General features: G+C 40.2%; 11 protein-coding genes and 1 pseudogene. 4 read left to right on the forward strand and 8 right to left on the reverse strand.

Translation table 11 applies throughout. From position 1 onward, the window contains the following. Window positions 1–880 precede the first annotated feature (880 nt). The 3 genes from KPF51_RS01175 (at window position 881) to KPF51_RS01185 (ending at window position 6,547) form a co-directional block, all read left to right on the forward strand. On the forward strand, window positions 881–2,335 hold the full coding sequence (locus tag KPF51_RS01175; RefSeq protein ID WP_061406234.1) for a catalase: 1,455 nt from the start codon (window positions 881–883) through the stop codon (window positions 2,333–2,335). 169 nt (window positions 2,336–2,504) lie between these two features. Then, window positions 2,505–5,984 carry a DNA polymerase III subunit alpha gene (gene dnaE / locus KPF51_RS01180; protein ID WP_005721560.1) on the forward strand — a complete coding sequence of 1,160 codons (3,480 nt, stop codon included), beginning with the start codon at window positions 2,505–2,507 and terminating at the stop codon, window positions 5,982–5,984. Continuing rightward, complete coding sequence (locus KPF51_RS01185) at window positions 5,981–6,547, forward strand: DUF1287 domain-containing protein (RefSeq protein WP_005722295.1); 567 nt, start codon at window positions 5,981–5,983, stop codon at window positions 6,545–6,547. Before dnaE ends, KPF51_RS01185 begins: the two co-directional genes overlap by 4 nt. Before the next feature lie 36 nt (window positions 6,548–6,583). On the opposite strand, the gene KPF51_RS01190 is transcribed toward KPF51_RS01185, so the two are convergent. The 6 genes and pseudogenes from KPF51_RS01190 to KPF51_RS01215 form a co-directional block, all read right to left on the reverse strand. Next, complete coding sequence (locus KPF51_RS01190) at window positions 6,584–7,951, reverse strand: L-serine ammonia-lyase (RefSeq protein WP_061406233.1); 1,368 nt, start codon at window positions 7,949–7,951, stop codon at window positions 6,584–6,586. Between the two features lie 57 nt (window positions 7,952–8,008). After that, window positions 8,009–9,249, reverse strand: a pseudogene (locus KPF51_RS01195) (HAAAP family serine/threonine permease). A 266-nt stretch (window positions 9,250–9,515) separates the two neighbouring features. Then, on the reverse strand, window positions 9,516–10,343 hold the full coding sequence (locus tag KPF51_RS01200; RefSeq protein ID WP_005722299.1) for a class II glutamine amidotransferase: 828 nt from the start codon (window positions 10,341–10,343) through the stop codon (window positions 9,516–9,518). Between the two features lie 115 nt (window positions 10,344–10,458). Then, the gene (locus KPF51_RS01205) at window positions 10,459–11,442 is read right to left on the reverse strand and encodes an MBL fold metallo-hydrolase (protein ID WP_061406232.1); all 984 of its coding nucleotides are present in this window, start codon (window positions 11,440–11,442) and stop codon (window positions 10,459–10,461) included. Window positions 11,443–11,579: 137 nt separating this feature from the next. Next, complete coding sequence (locus tag KPF51_RS01210; RefSeq protein WP_061406231.1) at window positions 11,580–13,763, reverse strand: TonB-dependent receptor domain-containing protein; 2,184 nt, start codon at window positions 13,761–13,763, stop codon at window positions 11,580–11,582. Window positions 13,764–13,903: 140 nt separating this feature from the next. Next, window positions 13,904–15,598, reverse strand: coding sequence for an ABC transporter ATP-binding protein/permease (locus tag KPF51_RS01215; RefSeq protein ID WP_061406230.1), 1,695 nt, complete (start codon window positions 15,596–15,598; stop codon window positions 13,904–13,906). Between the two features lie 178 nt (window positions 15,599–15,776). Between KPF51_RS01215 and KPF51_RS01220 the strand changes: the two genes are divergently transcribed. Further along, on the forward strand, window positions 15,777–16,325 hold the full coding sequence (locus KPF51_RS01220) for a pyridoxamine 5'-phosphate oxidase family protein (protein WP_014668281.1): 549 nt from the start codon (window positions 15,777–15,779) through the stop codon (window positions 16,323–16,325). Window positions 16,326–16,396: 71 nt separating this feature from the next. Here KPF51_RS01220 and gdhA read toward each other — a convergent pair whose 3' ends face one another. Together gdhA and KPF51_RS01230 are read right to left on the reverse strand one after the other, a co-directional pair. After that, a complete protein-coding gene (gene gdhA, locus KPF51_RS01225; protein WP_211599546.1) occupies window positions 16,397–17,746 on the reverse strand; it encodes an NADP-specific glutamate dehydrogenase in 1,350 nt (449 codons plus the stop codon). Between the two features lie 334 nt (window positions 17,747–18,080). After that, window positions 18,081–18,707: a YchE family NAAT transporter gene (locus KPF51_RS01230; RefSeq protein ID WP_005715956.1), complete on the reverse strand. Its 627-nt coding sequence runs from the start codon at window positions 18,705–18,707 to the stop codon at window positions 18,081–18,083. Window positions 18,708–18,896 lie beyond the last annotated feature (189 nt).

Genomic DNA, 18,896 nt, shown 5'->3' on the forward strand with positions numbered 1-18,896 from the left:
TTGTCATTTTTTTTGTGTTAGGTAAAACCTATCGAAATAGGTATCCTTATAGGTTAATCTTGCTATTTTTCAGCTTATACAATGTGTTGAAATATTATTTTTCAAGCTAAATTCACTCATATAAAAAATAGCGAAACGTGTTATGCAATGACATTGTTACGAGTAATACTGATAAGTACAACGAAATAACACCTGATGTGATGAAATGTGATAGCTGCGGAGAAAATTTGTTTAGAAAAAGAGAGAAATCTGCTTTTTCAGTGATGTCTATTTTTATTTCTTTTCCTTTCCTTGATATTTAATGTTATAGTGCATTCATTGCAATATTTTCTTTCTTTAAAATAACATTATCATGAATAATGATATTTGTTTTCACTTGGTCCTGCAAAATAAGTATTTATTTTTGTAATCTATATTCTCTGTTATATAGCTTGCCCATTTTTATTTCCAAATAGGTTAAATGTATTCTTGATTATTTATATTATAGCAAGCACATTGTTTACTTTATTTTGTATAAACAATGACAGCTAATAGGATAACGGAGTACATTTCCTACTAACCACCATGCAATCCGTATGAAAAGGAGTGATAGGTAAAACCGTCGCTATTGCGCGCAAATGAACGCTATGTGAATAACTGTCTGAGCTTTGATAGGATAGTGCTGTTTTACTTGTTTACACATAATAGGTTTTATTTATTACGTTGTTTGTTATTTCCTTTTTAATTACTTTTCTCTATCAAAATAATAGATTGCGAGTGTTTTTTTTCTAAATATAATGGAGCCCACAAGGTACTCAGCTAGTGATATTTACTCGCTAATGGAGTATCCCGTTCATAAATTCAGAATCTTCGATTTCTATTATTTGAGAGGAATTTTATTATGTCTAAATGCCCATTTGACCATGGTTCAAAAACCTTAACGAATGCAGCTGGTGCACCTATTGTTGAAAACGACAACACCATGTCTGCGGGTCCTAAAGGTCCATTACTTTTACAAGATGTTTGGTTCCAAGAGAAATTAGCACACTTTGCACGTGAGCGTATTCCTGAGCGTGTTGTTCATGCAAAAGGTTCAGCAGCGTACGGTACATTCACTGTGACACACGATATCAGCAAATACACCAAAGCGGATTTATTCAATGGTATCGGTAAACAAACACAAGTCTTATTACGTTTCTCAACAGTAGCGGGTGAGCGCGGTGCGGCAGACGCTGAGCGTGATGTGCGTGGTTTCGCATTAAAATTCTACACTGAACAAGGTAACTGGGACTTAGTGGGTAACAATACACCAGTCTTCTTTATCCGTGATCCATTGAAATTCCCAGATTTCATTCATACTCAAAAACGTAATCCACAAACTAACTTGCGTGATGCAAACGCGGCATGGGATTTCTGGTCACGTCACCCTGAATCATTACACCAAATCATGATTCTTTTCAGTGATCGTGGTATTCCAACTGACTTACGTCATATGAACGGTTACGGTAGCCATACATATAGCTTTATTAACGCACAAAATGAGCGTTTCTGGGTGAAATTCCACTTCAAAACACAACAAGGTCACAAATTCTATACTAATGAAGAAGCGGCTAAAGTGGTGGGTGAAAACCGTGAGTCAAGCCAACAAGATTTATACGAAGCGATTGAGCGTGGCGAATTCCCACGTTGGAATGTTCAAGTGCAAATCATGCCAGAAGCAGATGCACACAAACATAACTATGCGTTTGACTTAACTAAAGTATGGCCACACAAAGATTATCCGATGATCGAAGTGGGTGTATTAGAGTTAAACCAAAACCCAATTAACTACTTCGCAGAAGTGGAACAAGCTGCGTTTGCACCTTCTAACATCGTACCGGGAATTGGTTTCTCACCAGACCGTATGTTACAAGGTCGTCTTTTCTCATATCAAGACGCACAACGTTACCGTTTAGGGGTTAACCATCACCAGATCCCAGTGAACGCACCAAAATGCCCATACCACACGACACACCGTGATGGCGCAATGCGTGTGGATAACAATGGTGGTACACACCCTAACTATGCACCGAACCGTTTTGATACTTATGTGCCGACTCACCAACAAGAGCCTGCATTAGAATTAGAGCGTTCAGCTGCACACTTTAACTTCCGTGAGTATGATGAAGATTACTACACACAACCAGCGGCACTTTACAACTTATTCGATGCGGATCAAAAAGCACGTGTGGCAGCCAACTTCGCAGCCGGTTTATCTGGTGTGACAGACTGTGCAATCGTTGAAAGACAATTAGCCTTGTTTGATAAAGTGAGCAAAGAATTAGCAGATGCAATTCGTGCAAACTTAGCAAAATAATACCTTCTGAACTTTATGAATATTAGGCTTGGGGTAACCCAAGCCTTTTTCGTTTTATACATTGTCTCCACATAGTTGACTCAATTTGTTGAATTTGTGCTACTGTCAAAATCTCGCTAAAATAGACCGCACTTTCTGCCTGAATTTATGCTTTTCAAGGATACTTTTTATGTCTCAACCCCGTTTTGTTCACCTTCGCGTTCACAGCGATTTTTCCATGATTAATGGGATTGCCAAAGTCAAGCCGTTAATTAAAGCCTGTGTCGATAATCATATGGTGGCAATGGGCTTAACAGACTTTACTAACTTTTGTGGTTTAGTGCGCTTTTATGGCGAGGCATTATCTGCTGGTGTGAAACCCATTATTGGAGCAGATGTGCTGGTGAGAAGTGAACTTTGTGGTGATGAACCTTTTGAGCTGACATTACTGGCTAAGAACAATATAGGCTATCACAATATTACTTTGCTGCTCTCTAAAGCCTATGAGCGAGGTTATCAAGATCTCCCTTATCTAGACCAAGCCTGGCTCGCTGAACACCGTGAAGGGATTATTGTACTGTCAGGGGGACACAATGGTGATGTTGGTAAAAAATTACTAAAAGGTCATGCGGCTGAGATTGAAAGTGCGGTCGCTTTTTATCAAGATTTTTTCCCCGATCACTTTTATTTGAGTTTGAGCCGCACAGGACGTTATGAAGAAGAACGCTATGTGAGTTTGGCTTTGACATTGGCAGAAGAAAAAGGCTTGCCCGTTGTTGCCACTAATGATGTGTTATTTTTGCATGAAGACGATTTTGAAGCCCATGAAATTCGCGTCGCCATTCATGACAGTTACACCCTTGATGATCCTAAACGTCCTAAACTTTATACCAATCAGCAATATTTTCGCTCTGAGCAAGAAATGTGTGATCTTTTTGCAGATGTGCCTTCTGCATTAGAAAATACCTTACTGATCGCGCAACGTTGTAATGTGACGATTCGTCTTGGAGAGTATTTTTTACCACAATTTCCAACGGGCGATCTGTCCACAGAAGATTTTTTGGTAAAAAAATCGAAAGAAGGTTTGGAAGAGCGCCTTAAATTTCTTTTTCCCGATGAAAAAGTGCGTCAAGCACGTCGCCCCGAATACGATGAACGTTTACAAGTAGAATTAGACGTGATTAACCAAATGGGTTTTCCTGGCTATTTCTTGATCGTGATGGAGTTTATTCAGTGGTCGAAAGATAACGATATTCCTGTCGGTCCAGGACGTGGTTCCGGGGCAGGATCGTTAGTGGCGTATGCATTAAAAATTACCGATCTTGATCCGCTAGAATTTGATTTGCTTTTTGAGCGTTTCTTGAACCCAGAACGGGTCTCCATGCCTGACTTTGACGTGGATTTTTGTATGGATGGTCGCGATCGCGTGATTGATCATGTGGCAGAAACCTATGGTCGTGGTGCAGTATCTCAGATTATCACTTTCGGTACCATGGCAGCAAAAGCGGTGATCCGAGATGTGGGGCGTGTACTTGGTCATCCTTATGGTTTTGTGGATCGCATCTCAAAATTAATTCCGCCTGATCCCGGCATGACCTTGGCAAAAGCATTTGCCGCGGAGCCACAATTACAAGCAGTATACGACTCCGATGAGGAAGTCAAAGCCTTGATTGATATGGCGCGCAAGCTTGAAGGAGTCACCCGTAATGCAGGTAAGCACGCAGGAGGCGTGGTAATTTCCCCAGGGTTAATCACTGATTTCTCGCCGCTTTATTGTGACTCTGAAGGTAAACATCCAGTCACCCATTTTGATAAAAATGATGTGGAGTATGCCGGTCTGGTGAAGTTTGACTTTTTAGGTTTACGCACACTGACCATTATCAAATGGGCATTAGACATGATTAATACGCGTCTTGCCAAAGAAGGCAAACCGCCTGTAGATATTGCCACAATCCCGTTAGATGATCCTGCTTCTTTTGAATTATTAAAACGTTCAGAAACCACCGCCGTATTCCAGCTCGAATCGCGTGGTATGAAGGATTTGATCAAACGTCTTCAGCCTGACTGTTTTGAGGACATTATCGCGTTAGTAGCATTGTTCCGTCCTGGTCCGTTAGAGTCAGGCATGGTACAAAACTTTATTGATCGTAAGCATGGCAATGAAGTGGTAGCGTATCCCGATCCAGAATATCAACACGACAGTTTAAAACCGATTTTAGAACCGACTTATGGCGTAATTGTATATCAAGAACAGGTCATGCAGATTGCCCAAGAATTGGCTGGATATACTCTCGGTGGGGCGGACTTATTACGTCGTGCGATGGGGAAGAAAAAGCCAGAAGAAATGGCAGCACAACGTGAAATTTTTGAGAAAGGCGCGATTCAAAAAGGGGTGGATGGCGAGTTAGCCATGAAAATCTTTGACTTGGTGGAGAAATTCGCGGGTTATGGCTTTAATAAATCCCACTCTGCGGCTTATGCTTTAGTGTCTTATCAAACCCTGTGGTTGAAAACCCATTATCCTGCCGAGTTTATGGCGGCGGTAATGACATCAGAGATGGATAACACCGATAAAATTGTCGGCTTATACGATGAATGTTTACGTATGGGGTTAAAAGTCGCTCCGCCAGATATTAACACCGGTAAGCATCATTTCAGCGTGAATGAACATGGTGAAATTGTGTATGGTATTGGTGCGATTAAAGGGGTGGGAGAAGGACCCATTGAAGCGTTAATTTCAGCTCGTGAGCAAGGCGGCATTTTCAAAGATTTATTTGATTTATGTGCCCGAGTCGATTTGAAAAAGATCAATCGTCGTACTTTTGAAAGTCTGATTTTATCTGGTGCGTTTGATAAATTAGGTCCACACCGTGCCGCGTTATCGAAAAATCTTGAAGATGCGTTAAAAGCCTCCGATCAGCACGCGAAAGATGCGGCAATGGGGCAAGCGGATATGTTTGGTGTGCTGACTGAAAGTCATGAAGACGTGGAAAAAGCGTATGCCAGTACGCCTCGTTGGAGCGAGAAAGTGATTTTGGAAGGGGAACGTGAAACCCTTGGGTTATATTTAAGTAGCCATCCTATTAGTCCGTATTTGAAAGAGTTAGCGCATTACAGTGCTACGCGGTTAAAAGATTTAGTACCGAATTCTCGTGGACAAATGAGTACGGTCAGTGGTTTACTTGTCTCATCTCGTTTTGCTGTAACCAAGAAAGGCAATCGGCTTGGCATCGCTACACTAGATGATCGTTCAGGGCGATTAGATATCACATTATTTGGTGAAGCCTTGGATAAATATGCAGACAAATTACAAAAAGATACGGTGATTATTGTATCAGGGCAAGTCAGTTTTGATGAGTTTTCGGGTGGATTAAAAATGTCAGTTCGCGAACTGATGAGCTTAGATGAAGCGCGTAGTCGCTATGCGAAAAGTTTGGCGATATGTTTATCTGAGGAAAACATGAAACCGACATTTATTCGTGAATTGAAAGCGTTATTAACACCTTATAGTGGCGGAACCTTACCTATCTATGTTTATTATGCGAGTACAGCGGGGCAATGTCGTGTCAAAATGGGAGTACAGTGGTCTGTGAATCCGACCGATCAATTATTTACGGAACTGGCTGAAAAATTAGGTGAAAATGCAGTGGAGTTAGAGTTTCAATCATGAAAAAGTGGATCGTTAGTGTTATTTTTCTGGTTTTTTCGTTAGGGACGTTCGCAGCGACTAATGCAATGCAGTTAGTGAATGATGCCAAAAAGCAAATTAATGTGACAGTTGGTTATGATCCGGCTTATCGGAAAATGGCTTTCCCCATGGGGGATGTGCCGTTACACACTGGGGTGTGTACGGATGTCGTGATTCGGGCGTATCGTCATCAGCAGATTGATTTGCAAAAATTGGTCAATCAAGACATGAAAAAAGCGTGGTCAAATTATCCAAAACTTTGGGGATTAAAAAGCACGGATACCAATATTGACCATCGTCGTGTTCCAAATTTAGAAACTTTTTTTCAACGCCATGCGAAATCATTATCCCTTACGGATATCACAAGTTTTAAGGCAGGAGACATTGTGACTTGGCGTTTACCGCGTAATTTACCGCATATTGGCATTATTTCGGATAAGAAAACTTCGGCAGGGATTCCTCTGGTTATTCATAATATTGGTGCGGGTACGCAGGAAGAAGATATTTTATTTAAATATAAAATGATTGGGCATTATCGTTATTAGATAAAAAAGGGCTTGTAATAAGCCCTTTTAAATGAGTTATGAACAGACTACTTTAATAGCCAATCCACCCTGCGAGGTTTCACGGTATTTAGCATTCATATCTTTGCCTGTTTCATACATAGTTTCAATGACCTTGTCTAAAGTGACTCGTGGACTGGTTGTTCGACGCAATGCCATTCGACTGGCATTAATGGCTTTAACCGCGGCGATAGCGTTACGTTCAATACAAGGGACCTGTACCTGTCCTCCCACTGGATCGCAAGTCAGACCAAGATTATGTTCCATGGCAATTTCTGCCGCAATACATACTTGTTCAGGACTACCACCCAGAATTTCAGTCAAGCCAGCCGCCGCCATAGAACAAGCTACACCAACTTCGCCTTGGCAGCCTACTTCAGCACCTGAAATTGACGCATTCATTTTGTACAGTGAACCAATAAAGCTACAAGTTAATAAATAACGTTCGATGATGTCAGGTATGCTATCTGCGATGAAGTGTTCGTAATAAGCAAATACAGCAGGCACAATACCACAAGCCCCGTTGGTTGGCGCAGTTACCACACGTCCGCCTGCAGCATTTTCTTCATTGACAGCAAGCGCATACATATTCACCCAATCCACAATGCTCATTGGATCATTGGATAAGCTACTATTCGCTTGTAACATTCGATATAAGCTTGCCGCGCGACGAGGTACTTTTAATGGACCCTGTAATAAACCTTCTGTATTGATACCGTGTTGGATACAGGCTTTCATGGTTTGCCAGACCTGTTGTAAATGTTGGCTTAATGCGGTTTTTCCATGTAATGCGATTTCATTTTTCATCACAACACTAGACAACGGGAGACCATTGTCATCGCAGTGTTTTAGCATATCTGCTGCATTCTGGTAAGGAAATGGCACACTGATTTCAGTATGCATAGCATGTTCAAAATGTTCTTCATCCACAATAAACCCGCCTCCGATAGAGTAGTAGGTTTGCTGATAAAGTTCCGTATTATCTTGTGTTAGTGCGGTAATGGTCATCCCATTTTCATGTCGTGGGAGGAAGGTTTGATGAAAGATTAAGTCATCATTAAAATTAAAGGTGACCTCTTTCGTATTTTGCGCGATGGGCAAACGGGCAGTCTGTTTTAGGGTAGAAATAAATTGAGGGATCAACTCGATATCCACATCATGGGGTAAATAGCCGGCTAATCCCATAATAATGGCAATGTCGGTATTATGTCCACGTCCTGTCATGGAAAGTGAACCGTACACCTCCACACGCAGTTTACTCACTTGTGCTAGCTGATGACGACTCACAAGATCATCAATAAATTGTTTGCCCGCTTTCATGGGACCGACAGTATGGGAACTCGAGGGACCGATACCAATTTTAAACATATCAAAAACACTAATCATACATTTCTACTTTTCTTTAGCGTAAAAGGGAGGCTATTCTACACGGATTTTGCCGAATTAAAATAAGCCATAAACAACCGCTGAGATGGCGAACATACCCATGATGGTAACGAAGAGATTCGAAAAGCGTCCTTGGTAACGTTGCATCGCGGGAATTTTACGGATCGCATACATCGGCATGATAAATAAAATTGCAGCAATAATCGGTCCGCCGAAGGATTCTATTAAGCCAAGAATACTTGGATTAATAATGGCGACAATCCACAGGGTTAGCAAGAAGAAAAGTGCGGTGAAATAATTTAATTTTTGACACTTAATCTCTTTTTTGCCAGACATTTTGATAATTAACCCTTCTAGTCCTTCTTTTGCACCGAGATAGTGACCAAAGAAAGAGCTAGTAATTGCCAAGAAGGCAACGAAAGGTCCAAGGTAAGAAATATAAGGATTATCAAATTTGTTGGCGAGGAAGGATAAGATACTGATATTTTGTGTTTTTGCTTGTGCTAATTCAGCAGGAGTTAAACTTAATACACAGCTAAAAACGAAGAACATCACAAACACCAGCAAAATACTTGAGGTCATTTTTAAAGTGCGGTTAGTATGCGTTTCTGTGTTTGTGAGATCACCATATTCACGTTGTTGAGATTGGGCAAAAGATGAAATAGCCGGTGAGTGGTTAAACGAAAAAACCAATACAGGGATCGTAATCCATAAGGTGCTGAATAGGGCTTGTGTACTCGGAAATTCTGTTAACATTGAGGTATTCCATTCCGGAATAAGATAGAGTGATAAGGCGAGCAGAATACAGACTAATGGATAGACTAAAAACTCGGTAATTTTTAGCATGATCTTCTCGTTCATTAACATAACAGAAATTAAGCCGGCAATGAGGATGAAAGCCAATAAGGCGCGATTAGGTGAGCTCATATGCAGTTGATGTACAATAAATGAATCGACTGTGTTAGTTATTCCGTTACCATAAATCAGCAGAATAGGAAAAATCGCGAAGAAATAAAGTAAAGTAATGAATTTTCCTGCAGTTTGCCCAAAATGTTCTTCCACGACTTCAGTAATATCACTGCCGCTTTTGGCAGAAGATAGGACAAAACGGTGAGTCCGCGGTGTGCTAAGTAAGTCATGGGACCTACTAGGAGTGTCATGCATACTAAGGGCCAAAACCCACCTTTTCCTGCATTAATGGGTAAAAATAAGACACCCGCACCCACAGCGGTACCGAATAAATTTAATGCCCAGACAAGATCAAACTTGCTCCAACTGACACAAGATTTTGTTGTCATAAAACGCTCCATGTTATTGAAAAAACAAATAGCGCCAAAGCGCTAGAATAAGAGGAGATTTATAGTAGAGAGATTGTGGGGAAAACTCAATGTGAAATTAAATTAAATGTTGAGTTTGTGACTTAGATTGTTATTTTATGCTATTTTTGTCGAAAAAATAGCATAAAGTTAACTATTGATTAACATTTTGTAGCATAAAATTTAGGCAAAAGAAAAGCGTGAGGAGATGAGCTCACGCTTGTATGACCGCTGTCAGTGGACAGATTTTATGCACATTTTTGATAGCCCAGTGTACCGTCGTCAATTGCTTGAGTGGGTACACCTATAATTTCTGCGATTTTTTCGCCTTCTTTGAAAAAGACAAAGCCCCCACATTCCATTTTGGTCCAAATTTCATCTTTTGTGAGTGGGAAGGTCGTAATAATGGTGACACGATCTCCTTCTTTCGCATAATCATTAAAATCAATGACACCGTCATCATCAATGCGCTGCGCTTTACCAAAAGGTGCTTTTCGGGTGAGGTAATGGAGGTGAGTTGTGCAATGTGCAATCATCCATTCGCCGTTGGATAAAATAAAGTTAAATGTGCCTGTTTGACAAAGGGAATGCGTAATATCTTGCATCGCAGTGAATAATTCATCTTCACTGGGTTTTTGTGCAAAGCGTGTTTTGAGTTCACTCATCATATAACAAAATGCCGCTTCAGAATCAGTGCTACCAATCGGCTGATAAAGCGAATGGGTCAGATCAGGATAAACGGTTAAGTTGCCGTTGTGGGCAAAGACCCAGTTTTGCCCCCATAACTCACGGATAAACGGGTGAGTATTTTCAATATTCACTTCACCTTGTGTGGCTTTACGAATATGGGCGATGACATTGAGTGATTTAATATGATACTGCTTAACACAATCAGCAATGGGAGAAGAATGGGCGGCTTGGTTATCGCGGAAGACTCGAATCCCTTTCCCTTCAAAAAATGCGATACCAAATCCATCACAATGACAATCCGTTAAACCCGCGCGACGACGAAATCCTTCAAAAGAAAAAACAATATCCGTTGGCGTATTACAATTCATTCCTAGTAATTGACACATAAAAACACGACGTTAAATAACCTTATAAAATATGCCGATTTAACACTATAATGTAGAAATTTTCAACATAAAAAACAAAATCTTATTAGATAAAAAAGTTATAAGTCATGCCATATTAATCACTGATTTTATTGTCACATTGACCTTTTCTTATCCCTGTTGCAACAGCGTACACATCACAGTCATTAGCAAACGCAATTTTTCCGTCAAATCGTGCTTGGATGATGTTTTTGGTTTGTGCTTTGACGTGTTCAGTACGGCGCATGAGATGGCTTAATAATAAGCTTTTTATGTTGCCTTGTTGGGCAATTCGAGCAATTTCGGAAGGGCGCATATGGAGTTTATTTGCAACATTATCTTGGCTCGTTTCGGGCACCGCATTATGTGCAATAAAGAGATCTGCCTCTTGCACCAAGCGATCTAAGCTGTTGCTTTGATTACTGGTATCGCCAGAAAACACAATACGACATCCGCCTTTTTCGATACGCCAAGCCAGAGCGGGAAGTAAGCCATGTTCTGTCGCGATAGCAGACAGTTGAAAACCGTCGATCTCGGTGTGAAAGTGCATAGGGGCGGTTTTATCAGCAGGCACAGAGGTTGGCTGAATTTGATAGGATTCATCGCCCGTTAAAAAACCAGAGAGATAACTATAAGCCCCTTTTTCACCGAGTAAGCGAGTGATAAATTGCTCGGTATCTGGAATGAATTCATTGCCCGTTGGTCCATAAATAGCTAAGTCATGATGACGTGAAGAAAAGAAAGAGGCTTTCACAAGTGCAGGCAGATCGTTTATATGATCCACATGGAAATGAGTAATTAAAATCCCTTTTACATCTTCAATTTTGGCGCCTGAACGTGCAAAATTTTGCAAGGCACCAGTACCGAAATCCACTAAAAATGCGGCTTTTCCATTTTCTCGCACTAAATAACTTGCTGAAGCTCTCGGTGGAGGGGAAGGATTGTTACGGAATAATTGAATCTCAGGTCCACCAGAACCGAGTACAACCACATCTAAATCTTGGTGAGTGCATTGCTGTGCAATAGTGGTGAGAGAAAAGAGAGATAAACTCAGAAATAAAATAATGTTACTCTTTTTCATAAAGTGATCTTGTCTCCATGGAAGCATAAAGCAGGTATAACACGTCATTTTGTGTGCGAAAAATGACAAAAAAAGACCGCACTTTCCGTTTGTCGTCAAAGTGCGGTCATTATTACAAGATTTTAGATGAGGGCAGGTTAAAAGTGGTAACGAATATTGGCACCAAAATGACGACCTGCTTCAGTGTGCTTGTCATAGTTACCATGTTTAATGTCGCCTCTTGCCATTGCCCAGCGAGCATATTTTTTATCTAGCACATTATAGATGCCGATGCCAAGATAAAGCTGTTTCGTCACATTATAATAGGCGGTAAGATCAACTACAGCATAGCCCGGTAAGCCTTCAAAACCTTGATTGGCGGGTAAGTCTTTAGTTTTTTTCTTCGCGGCAAATTTCAGTTTACCTTCAATGCCCCAAACATCCATTGGCTGTTGGTAGCCAAGACCGACAAAGCCTGTTAGGGGATCAAGACGTCCTTGTGGTTGCTTGTTCGCGGTCTTCCCTTTGCTGTAAGCGAAGCCTGCATTTAAATATGTTCCTTGAGCGAAGCCGATCGTATCAAGATTGAGTTTACCGTCGAATTCTATTCCATAGCTATAACTACGTCCTTTTTCATTTGCTAAATCACAAGGCACTTGACCTGTTCGGTCAGCATAACATGCCGTGGTATCGAGATAAATTAAGTCATTGTAACGGTTATAGAACAAGGTCGTGGTTTGTTGACCAATCGCCCCCGCACTACGCCAACTTAATTCAATACCATCTGAGGTTTCTGGCTGTAGATGAGGGTTCGGTTTTGCTGGCCAGTGTCCATAGCTTTGCGCATTGTTTTCCCCATAGCCGGGTAAGCGGGTGGCGTGCTGATAGTTCAGACTCAGTAAATTCGCTTCATTGAGTGCATAATCAACACGCAGACCGTAACCAATGGCGGTATCCTTGTAAGTAAATAATTGTTCACGGTTTTTCTTCGATACATTTTCTGTTTTCGGTTTGATTCTAATCTGTGTGAGATGTATGGATGGTGTCAAGCTTAAACCAGATTTACCAAAACTGATCCGATCGGAAAGATGGAGTTTACTTTGCCATTGTTGCTGTGTCGGGAAAAAGGCGCTGGTTCGAGTGTTACTTCCCTGTTCGTTAAGGGATTGTGTTTGGCGTAAAGCTTGCATTTGGCTATATTGCAATTTTAGTCCATAGTGAAGCTCATGTACGACATGTTGCCCAAGGCTTTTATTGAATTCCGTTTTTAAGCTGATGGTTTTGGTTTTAAAGCCATCAAGTGAACGCTCTTGGCTAAATTTTGGCGTACTTGGGGGAGGAGATATTGATGTACTCGTGACCGCTCCTGTATTACGGCTCGTGCTTTTCGTTTGTTGTAACGCAATTTGCCAGTGCAGGTGATCAAAAAATGCTGTGGTTTGTTGCATGTCATGACTGAAAGCAATTGCATGACGCCGATTTTTCTGAATGTTGGTATTATGATGAACTGTTTTTGTGCCACGTCGTGTTGTCGTTGTTCCTAAGCTATCTTCTAAATAGGCGGTGCGTTTTAAATCATAATGCTGCAAATTCAGCGTAAATTTATGGCGATCATTTGGTGAATAGCGTAATTTACTGTTCACTGCATTACTATAACCACTGGAAGGATTGCTTTTAGTACGTTGACTACCTGTGACATCCAAGCCTCCCTTATTATTAAATTCATTAAACCAGCGTCGTGTATAGCTCACTAAAGCACTACTGTGTTCATCCAATAAAGTGGCACCAGTTATCCCAACATAATAAGCATCACTGTCGCCTAAATAGCCAGCACGAAGTTGTGCACCTGTACGTTGGTTAGGCAAGAGATAATCACGAGGATCTTTCGTTTGGAAACGAACATGCCCTGCCACGCCTTGACTGTTTGGACCTTTATGAATCTCAACACGTTTTAGATCACTGGGATCAAAATATTGCCGACCATGGCGTGAGCTGTGTCCAAAATAAAAACTCGGGCTAATGTCCATACCGTCTAATTCCATTGTGACGCGGTTTGCGCCGGTAGCAAAGATTTCTCGGCTGCTTCCCATACCGCGAATTTCAATATCGCCTAATTGTGCATGTCCCGTATGGATAACATTAATATTTGGCGTTGTGGCAAAAATAGCTTTTAAATCTTTTGGACTTTCTTTTTCAAGCTTATTTTGATCAAGGTTCAGCGTGGTATGACTGAGATCGGAAACCACGATGGGTTCTAACGTGGTAGCCGCGTTTTCTGCTAAGGCAGAAGTGCAGCAAGCATGTGCGACAAAAAGCGCCAGTGTTTTATGTTTGAATGACATGACATTTCCTTTTGTTAAATTAATGTTAAATCTAAATAAAAACGATTCTCGTTATCTTTAATAAAAAGGGGATGTCAAGTGTATTTTTTTAATCAATTTTTAACTTGTTGAAATCATATAAAAAAGCATTAAAAGGGAATTTAGTTCTGTTCTGGTAAATAACTATTTAAATCCACTTCTCGATCAGCCAATTGACTTATTTTGGTTTGATGTGAAGTAAAAATCACAGTAGTATTTGGTAATTGCTCACGAATTAATTGCATTAATAAGAGGGCAGAGGTTTCATCTAAATTTGAAGTTGCCTCATCTAAACATAAGAGTTGGGGTTTAGTGAGAAGAATACGTGCAAAGGCTAAGTGTTGTTGCTCACCATGTGATAAAACAATATGCCAAGGTAATACTTCCTCTAAGCGATTCTGCCATTTCTCTAAGCCCACAAGGTTAAGCACTTGATTAAGTTCTTGTGGTGAATAGTGATGTTGATTTGGATAACGTAATAATTCGGCGAGATTACCTTCATTTAAATAAGTTTTTTGTGGAATAAATAAATGATTTTTCAGGCATATTTGATATTGTCCCGAATAATATTGCCAAATACCACATAACGTGCGTAATAAACTGGATTTTCCTAAACCACTTTGTCCTTTTAAATGTAGCCATTCTTTTTCTTGTACAGAAAACTGGATATTTTTTAAGAGTAGCTGATGATCAGAAGTAAACAGTGAAAGGTTTTCAACTGAGATCATCGCTTTTTTTGGTGACTGTGGTGTGCAGTAGGATTTTTCGAATTGTTCAATTTCTCGGTTAAATTGCGCTAAACGTGAAATGGTAGCAGACCACTCGGGTAAAATGGTATAAGCATAAATAAACCAACTTAATGAACTTAATACAGTACCAAAAGCACTGCGGATCTGCATTAAGCCACCAAAAGTAATAATTTTAAGCAACAGTAAGGGAATTGCACAAAGGACAGGTAACATTGAGCTAAAGCGAGAGTAGCCTACTGTAAAGAAACCAAGATTACGTTCTTTATCCATAATCGCTCGCCAATTTTTGACAATATGCGCAAACTCATCAGCCAATTTACGTTTTTCTGTTTGCTCTCCACCATATAACGCAATTTGCTCGGCATGTTCATGACGACGTACTAAATTTCCACGGAAAGTGGCTTCGTAAACTTGTTGACTATAATTGAGTGGATGAAGCTTACGACCAATTAAATGGGTAACAACACTCCCTAAAAACGCATAAATAATGGCAATCCATACTAAGTAACCTTTGATAACAATATCATATCCAAACAAGTTGAATGTTGGGGAGCCGGAGAGATTCCACAGGATCATTAAAAAAGAACCTAATTGGACGAAATTGAGGACAAAGGATACGGTGAGCTCTAGACTGTATTTAGCAAATAAGTGAATATCTTCTGCGATACGTTGATCGGGATTATCCATTTTATTTTCTTGTGCCAATTTATAAAAAATCTTTTTACTAAACCAGCGTTCGACAAAGTGTTCTGTCATGGCTTGGCGCCAGCGAATAATCAACAGCTTACGTAACCAGCTCCGATAAACGCTGACTAAAATATAGAGTGCGACATAAATTAAATATTCTTGAATAAGAGGCAAAATAAGCTGGACGTTTAATTCTGCTAAGGTGTCATAAAAATGTTTGCTCCAATCATTGATCATGACATTTAAGGAAACAATAAAGACACCAATCGCAATGACAGTCGCTAAAATAATCCAAGATGACCAGTTCTTTTTATCACCCCAAAAAATGCGTGCTAAGTGAAATAATTGTGTGAAAAATCCTTGTAATTGGCTACTCATCATTGTTTAACAAGCTTCCTTTAAACCAAAATAAGAGAAAAATAACAAAGTCGTTGTTGTGTATTTTTTAATGACACTCACTTTTATGTAACAAATAATTTACATTGACAATCTTGTCATTTTTTACATAATTATGCAAATAAAAATTATTATCATTAACCTTATTGATTAAGGAGGAACTATGTCGGAAGAACGACAACAGATTTTACAAGCCAAAATTAGTACTGAAATTGTTGATTTCAGGAATGCTTGCCAAACGATCCAACTTGCTACAGTAAATGAAAAGGGTGAGCCTAATGCCAGTTATGCGCCTTTTGCTTATCATAATGATTGCTATGTCGTTTTGATTTCAGAAATGGCAAGACATGCTCGAAATTTGCAGCAAGTCCCTAAAGTATCTTTAATGCTGATTGAAGATGAGAAAACGGCGAGAGAATTATTTGCGCGTAAGCGTTTGACCACGAATGCAGAGGCGCGCTTGATTGAAAAGGAGAGTGAAGAAGGTAAACAACTTTTAGCGGCATTACGTCAACGTTATGGTGAGCGAATTGATGGTTTAGCCCGCTTATCTGATTTTAAACTTTTCAGTTTATCTCCGAAGCAAAGTTTATATGTGAAAGGATTTGGTCAGGCGTTTCATGTTGATAAAGATGGAAAAATCCTTCACTTGCGTGGCGGACACGGACACGGACACGGACACGGACACGGACAGACATCCTCACATCAATAAAAAACACCGCACTTGGCGCCTTTCTTGACGAACAAAGTGCGGTGTTTTTTTGCTATATTTTTTATTTTAGTTTAGTAAACACCTTGCGCTAACATCGCATCGGCGACTTTGACAAATCCCGCAACGTTTGCACCAACGACATAATTAATATTGGCTTGACCTTCAATCGTGCCGTATTTTTTACAGTTCGCGTGAATATCTAACATGATACTGTGGAGTTTTTTATCGACTTCTTCCGCAGACCAGTATAAACGTTGTGAACTTTGCGTCATTTCTAGTCCTGAGGTTGCTACACCGCCAGCATTCGCCGCTTTACTCGGACCAAAGAGCACGCCAGCGTCTAAAAAGGCATCTGTTGCTTCAATAGTAGTTGGCATGTTAGCCCCTTCAGCCACTAATTGTACGCCATTGGCAATTAAGGTATTAGCAGACGCTAAGTTTAATTCGTTTTGTGTCGCACAAGGTAGCGCAATATCAACTTTGACTTCCCAAGGCGTTTTGCCTGCTACGTATTTTAAACCGAATTGTTTCGCGTATTCTTCCACACGACCGCGTTTTTCGTTTTTCAATTCCATTAATGCAGCCAATTTTTCTGTTGTGAAACCGGCTTCATCATAAACATAACCAGATGAGTCAGAACAAGTTACGACTTTTGCCCCCAATTGCAGCGCTTTTTCAATGGCATATTGCGCCACGTTACCCGAACCTGAAACAGACACCGTTTTACCGGCAAAGCTTTGCCCTTTTTCAGCGAGCATCGCTTGGGCGAAATAGACTAGACCATAACCGGTTGCTTCTGGGCGAATTAAACTGCCACCGAATGACAAGCCACGACCGGTAAACACGCAAGCGGCTTGGTTAGATAATTTTTTCATATAACCTGCTAGATAGCCGACTTCACGTCCTCCTACACCAATATCACCCGCAGGCACATCGGTATCGGCGCCAACATGACGGTATAATTCTGCCATTAAAGCTTGGCAGAAACGCATGACTTCACCGTCAGATTTTCCTTTAGGATCGAAATCGGAACCGCCTTTACCGCCCCCCATTGGTAATGTGGTTAACGCGTTTTTGAAGATTTGTTCAAAACCTAAGAATTTTAAAATGGAAAGATTAACAGAAGGATGGAAGCGCATTCCTCCTTTGAAAGGACCGATTGCACTGTTGTATTGCACGCGGAATGCACGGTTAACCTGGGTTTGACCTTGATCATCTGTCCATGCTACGCGGAACTGAATAACACGTTCAGGTTCAACTAAGCGTTCAAGTAGGGCTTGTGAACGATATTTTGGGTTAGCTTCTAAAAAAGGCCAGATAGAGGTAAATACTTCACGTACTGCCTGTAAAAATTCAGGTTGCGTACCGTCGCGTTGTGCGACTCTTTCTAAAAACGCATCTAATGTTGCAACTTGAGACATAATGATTTCCTTCTAGATATGATGTTTTAATTGGTTTGCGATTTATTATAATAATTTGCCACTTAGGCACAGGAAAGAGTATTCAACAGAAGTGAAGGCGGATGCAAACGTTTTTTTTTGTCTATTTAAAAAAATAAGTTGTTATTAGATTAAATTTAGTATTTTTCTGTTTTTATTGATTTTTATCTAAATTTATTGTGTTAAGTTAAGTGAAAGTTCATTTTTAAAGCAAAAGGGTTGAAATATCATAAATCATTTTCTAGACAACGGTGAAGTCAAAGGCAGGGCACTGAACTTCACCGTATATGGGGGGAGTTAAAGGGAGTGATGTCTTTTAAACAATGCCTAAGTTTCTTAAGCCACCAATGATGATCTCAATACCAAGCGACATTAAGAGTAATCCCATAATACGAGTGATCACATTAGAACCCGTTTTACCCAAGCGTTTAATCACGGGTTTTGAGTAACGTAATAAAATGTAACAGCCTACACCAAACAGGATGATCGTAATTGAGGAATAGAAATAGTTAATAAGGCTATTTTGTGTCGAGCTAAAAACAATGGTCGCACTAATCGACCCGGGGCCTGCCATAATTGGCGTGGCAAGGGGGACGACCGCAATATTATTGTAGTCATCGAAGTTTTCACTTTTTTCCTCTTTATTCATCTTATGCTCACCGATTTTTCCGTTAATCATGGTTAACGCAATTAAAATCACTACGATCCCACCAGCAATTCGGAAAGAATCAATTGAGATATGAAATGCATTTAAAATAAAGCTACCAAAGAAAAAACTGACTAATAAGATCACACTAATAGAAATACAGGTGATGAAGCTGGTTCTATTTTGTTGCTCTTTTGACAAGGTTGATGTCATGGAGTAGAAAATTGGCACAACCCCTATTGGGTTAACTAAAGCGATGAGTCCAATAAAGAATTGAAGATAGATCGCAAAATCCATCTTATCCTCCTAACGAGAGAGTAAAAATAGGCACATATTATATTGATGAGGCGAGTAATAGGCAAGTTAAGCTCTGAATGGCGACATCGTGATATTTGAATTGTTTAAAAAAGAAACGCTTTTTTGATTTGTCTAATCTGGATTTAATGGTTAAAATGCGTCAATTTTCAGTTATCGAGTCAATAGAGG

Source organism: Pasteurella sp. XG20 (assembly GCF_018968665.1).
GTDB lineage: Bacteria > Pseudomonadota > Gammaproteobacteria > Enterobacterales > Pasteurellaceae > Pasteurella > Pasteurella multocida.

Coding starts and splice junctions, on each gene's coding strand:
- KPF51_RS01230 (WP_005715956.1), bottom strand. CDS start 18,707: ATGGATTTTGCGATCTATCTTCAATTCTTTATTGGACTCATCGCTTTA.
- KPF51_RS01205 (WP_061406232.1), bottom strand. CDS start 11,442: ATGAAAAAGAGTAACATTATTTTATTTCTGAGTTTATCTCTCTTTTCT.
- dnaE (WP_005721560.1), top strand. CDS start 2,505: ATGTCTCAACCCCGTTTTGTTCACCTTCGCGTTCACAGCGATTTTTCC.
- KPF51_RS01175 (WP_061406234.1), top strand. CDS start 881: ATGTCTAAATGCCCATTTGACCATGGTTCAAAAACCTTAACGAATGCA.
- gdhA (WP_211599546.1), bottom strand. CDS start 17,746: ATGTCTCAAGTTGCAACATTAGATGCGTTTTTAGAAAGAGTCGCACAA.
- KPF51_RS01190 (WP_061406233.1), bottom strand. CDS start 7,951: ATGATTAGTGTTTTTGATATGTTTAAAATTGGTATCGGTCCCTCGAGT.
- KPF51_RS01210 (WP_061406231.1), bottom strand. CDS start 13,763: ATGTCATTCAAACATAAAACACTGGCGCTTTTTGTCGCACATGCTTGC.
- KPF51_RS01200 (WP_005722299.1), bottom strand. CDS start 10,343: ATGTGTCAATTACTAGGAATGAATTGTAATACGCCAACGGATATTGTT.
- KPF51_RS01220 (WP_014668281.1), top strand. CDS start 15,777: ATGTCGGAAGAACGACAACAGATTTTACAAGCCAAAATTAGTACTGAA.
- KPF51_RS01215 (WP_061406230.1), bottom strand. CDS start 15,598: ATGATGAGTAGCCAATTACAAGGATTTTTCACACAATTATTTCACTTA.
- KPF51_RS01185 (WP_005722295.1), top strand. CDS start 5,981: ATGAAAAAGTGGATCGTTAGTGTTATTTTTCTGGTTTTTTCGTTAGGG.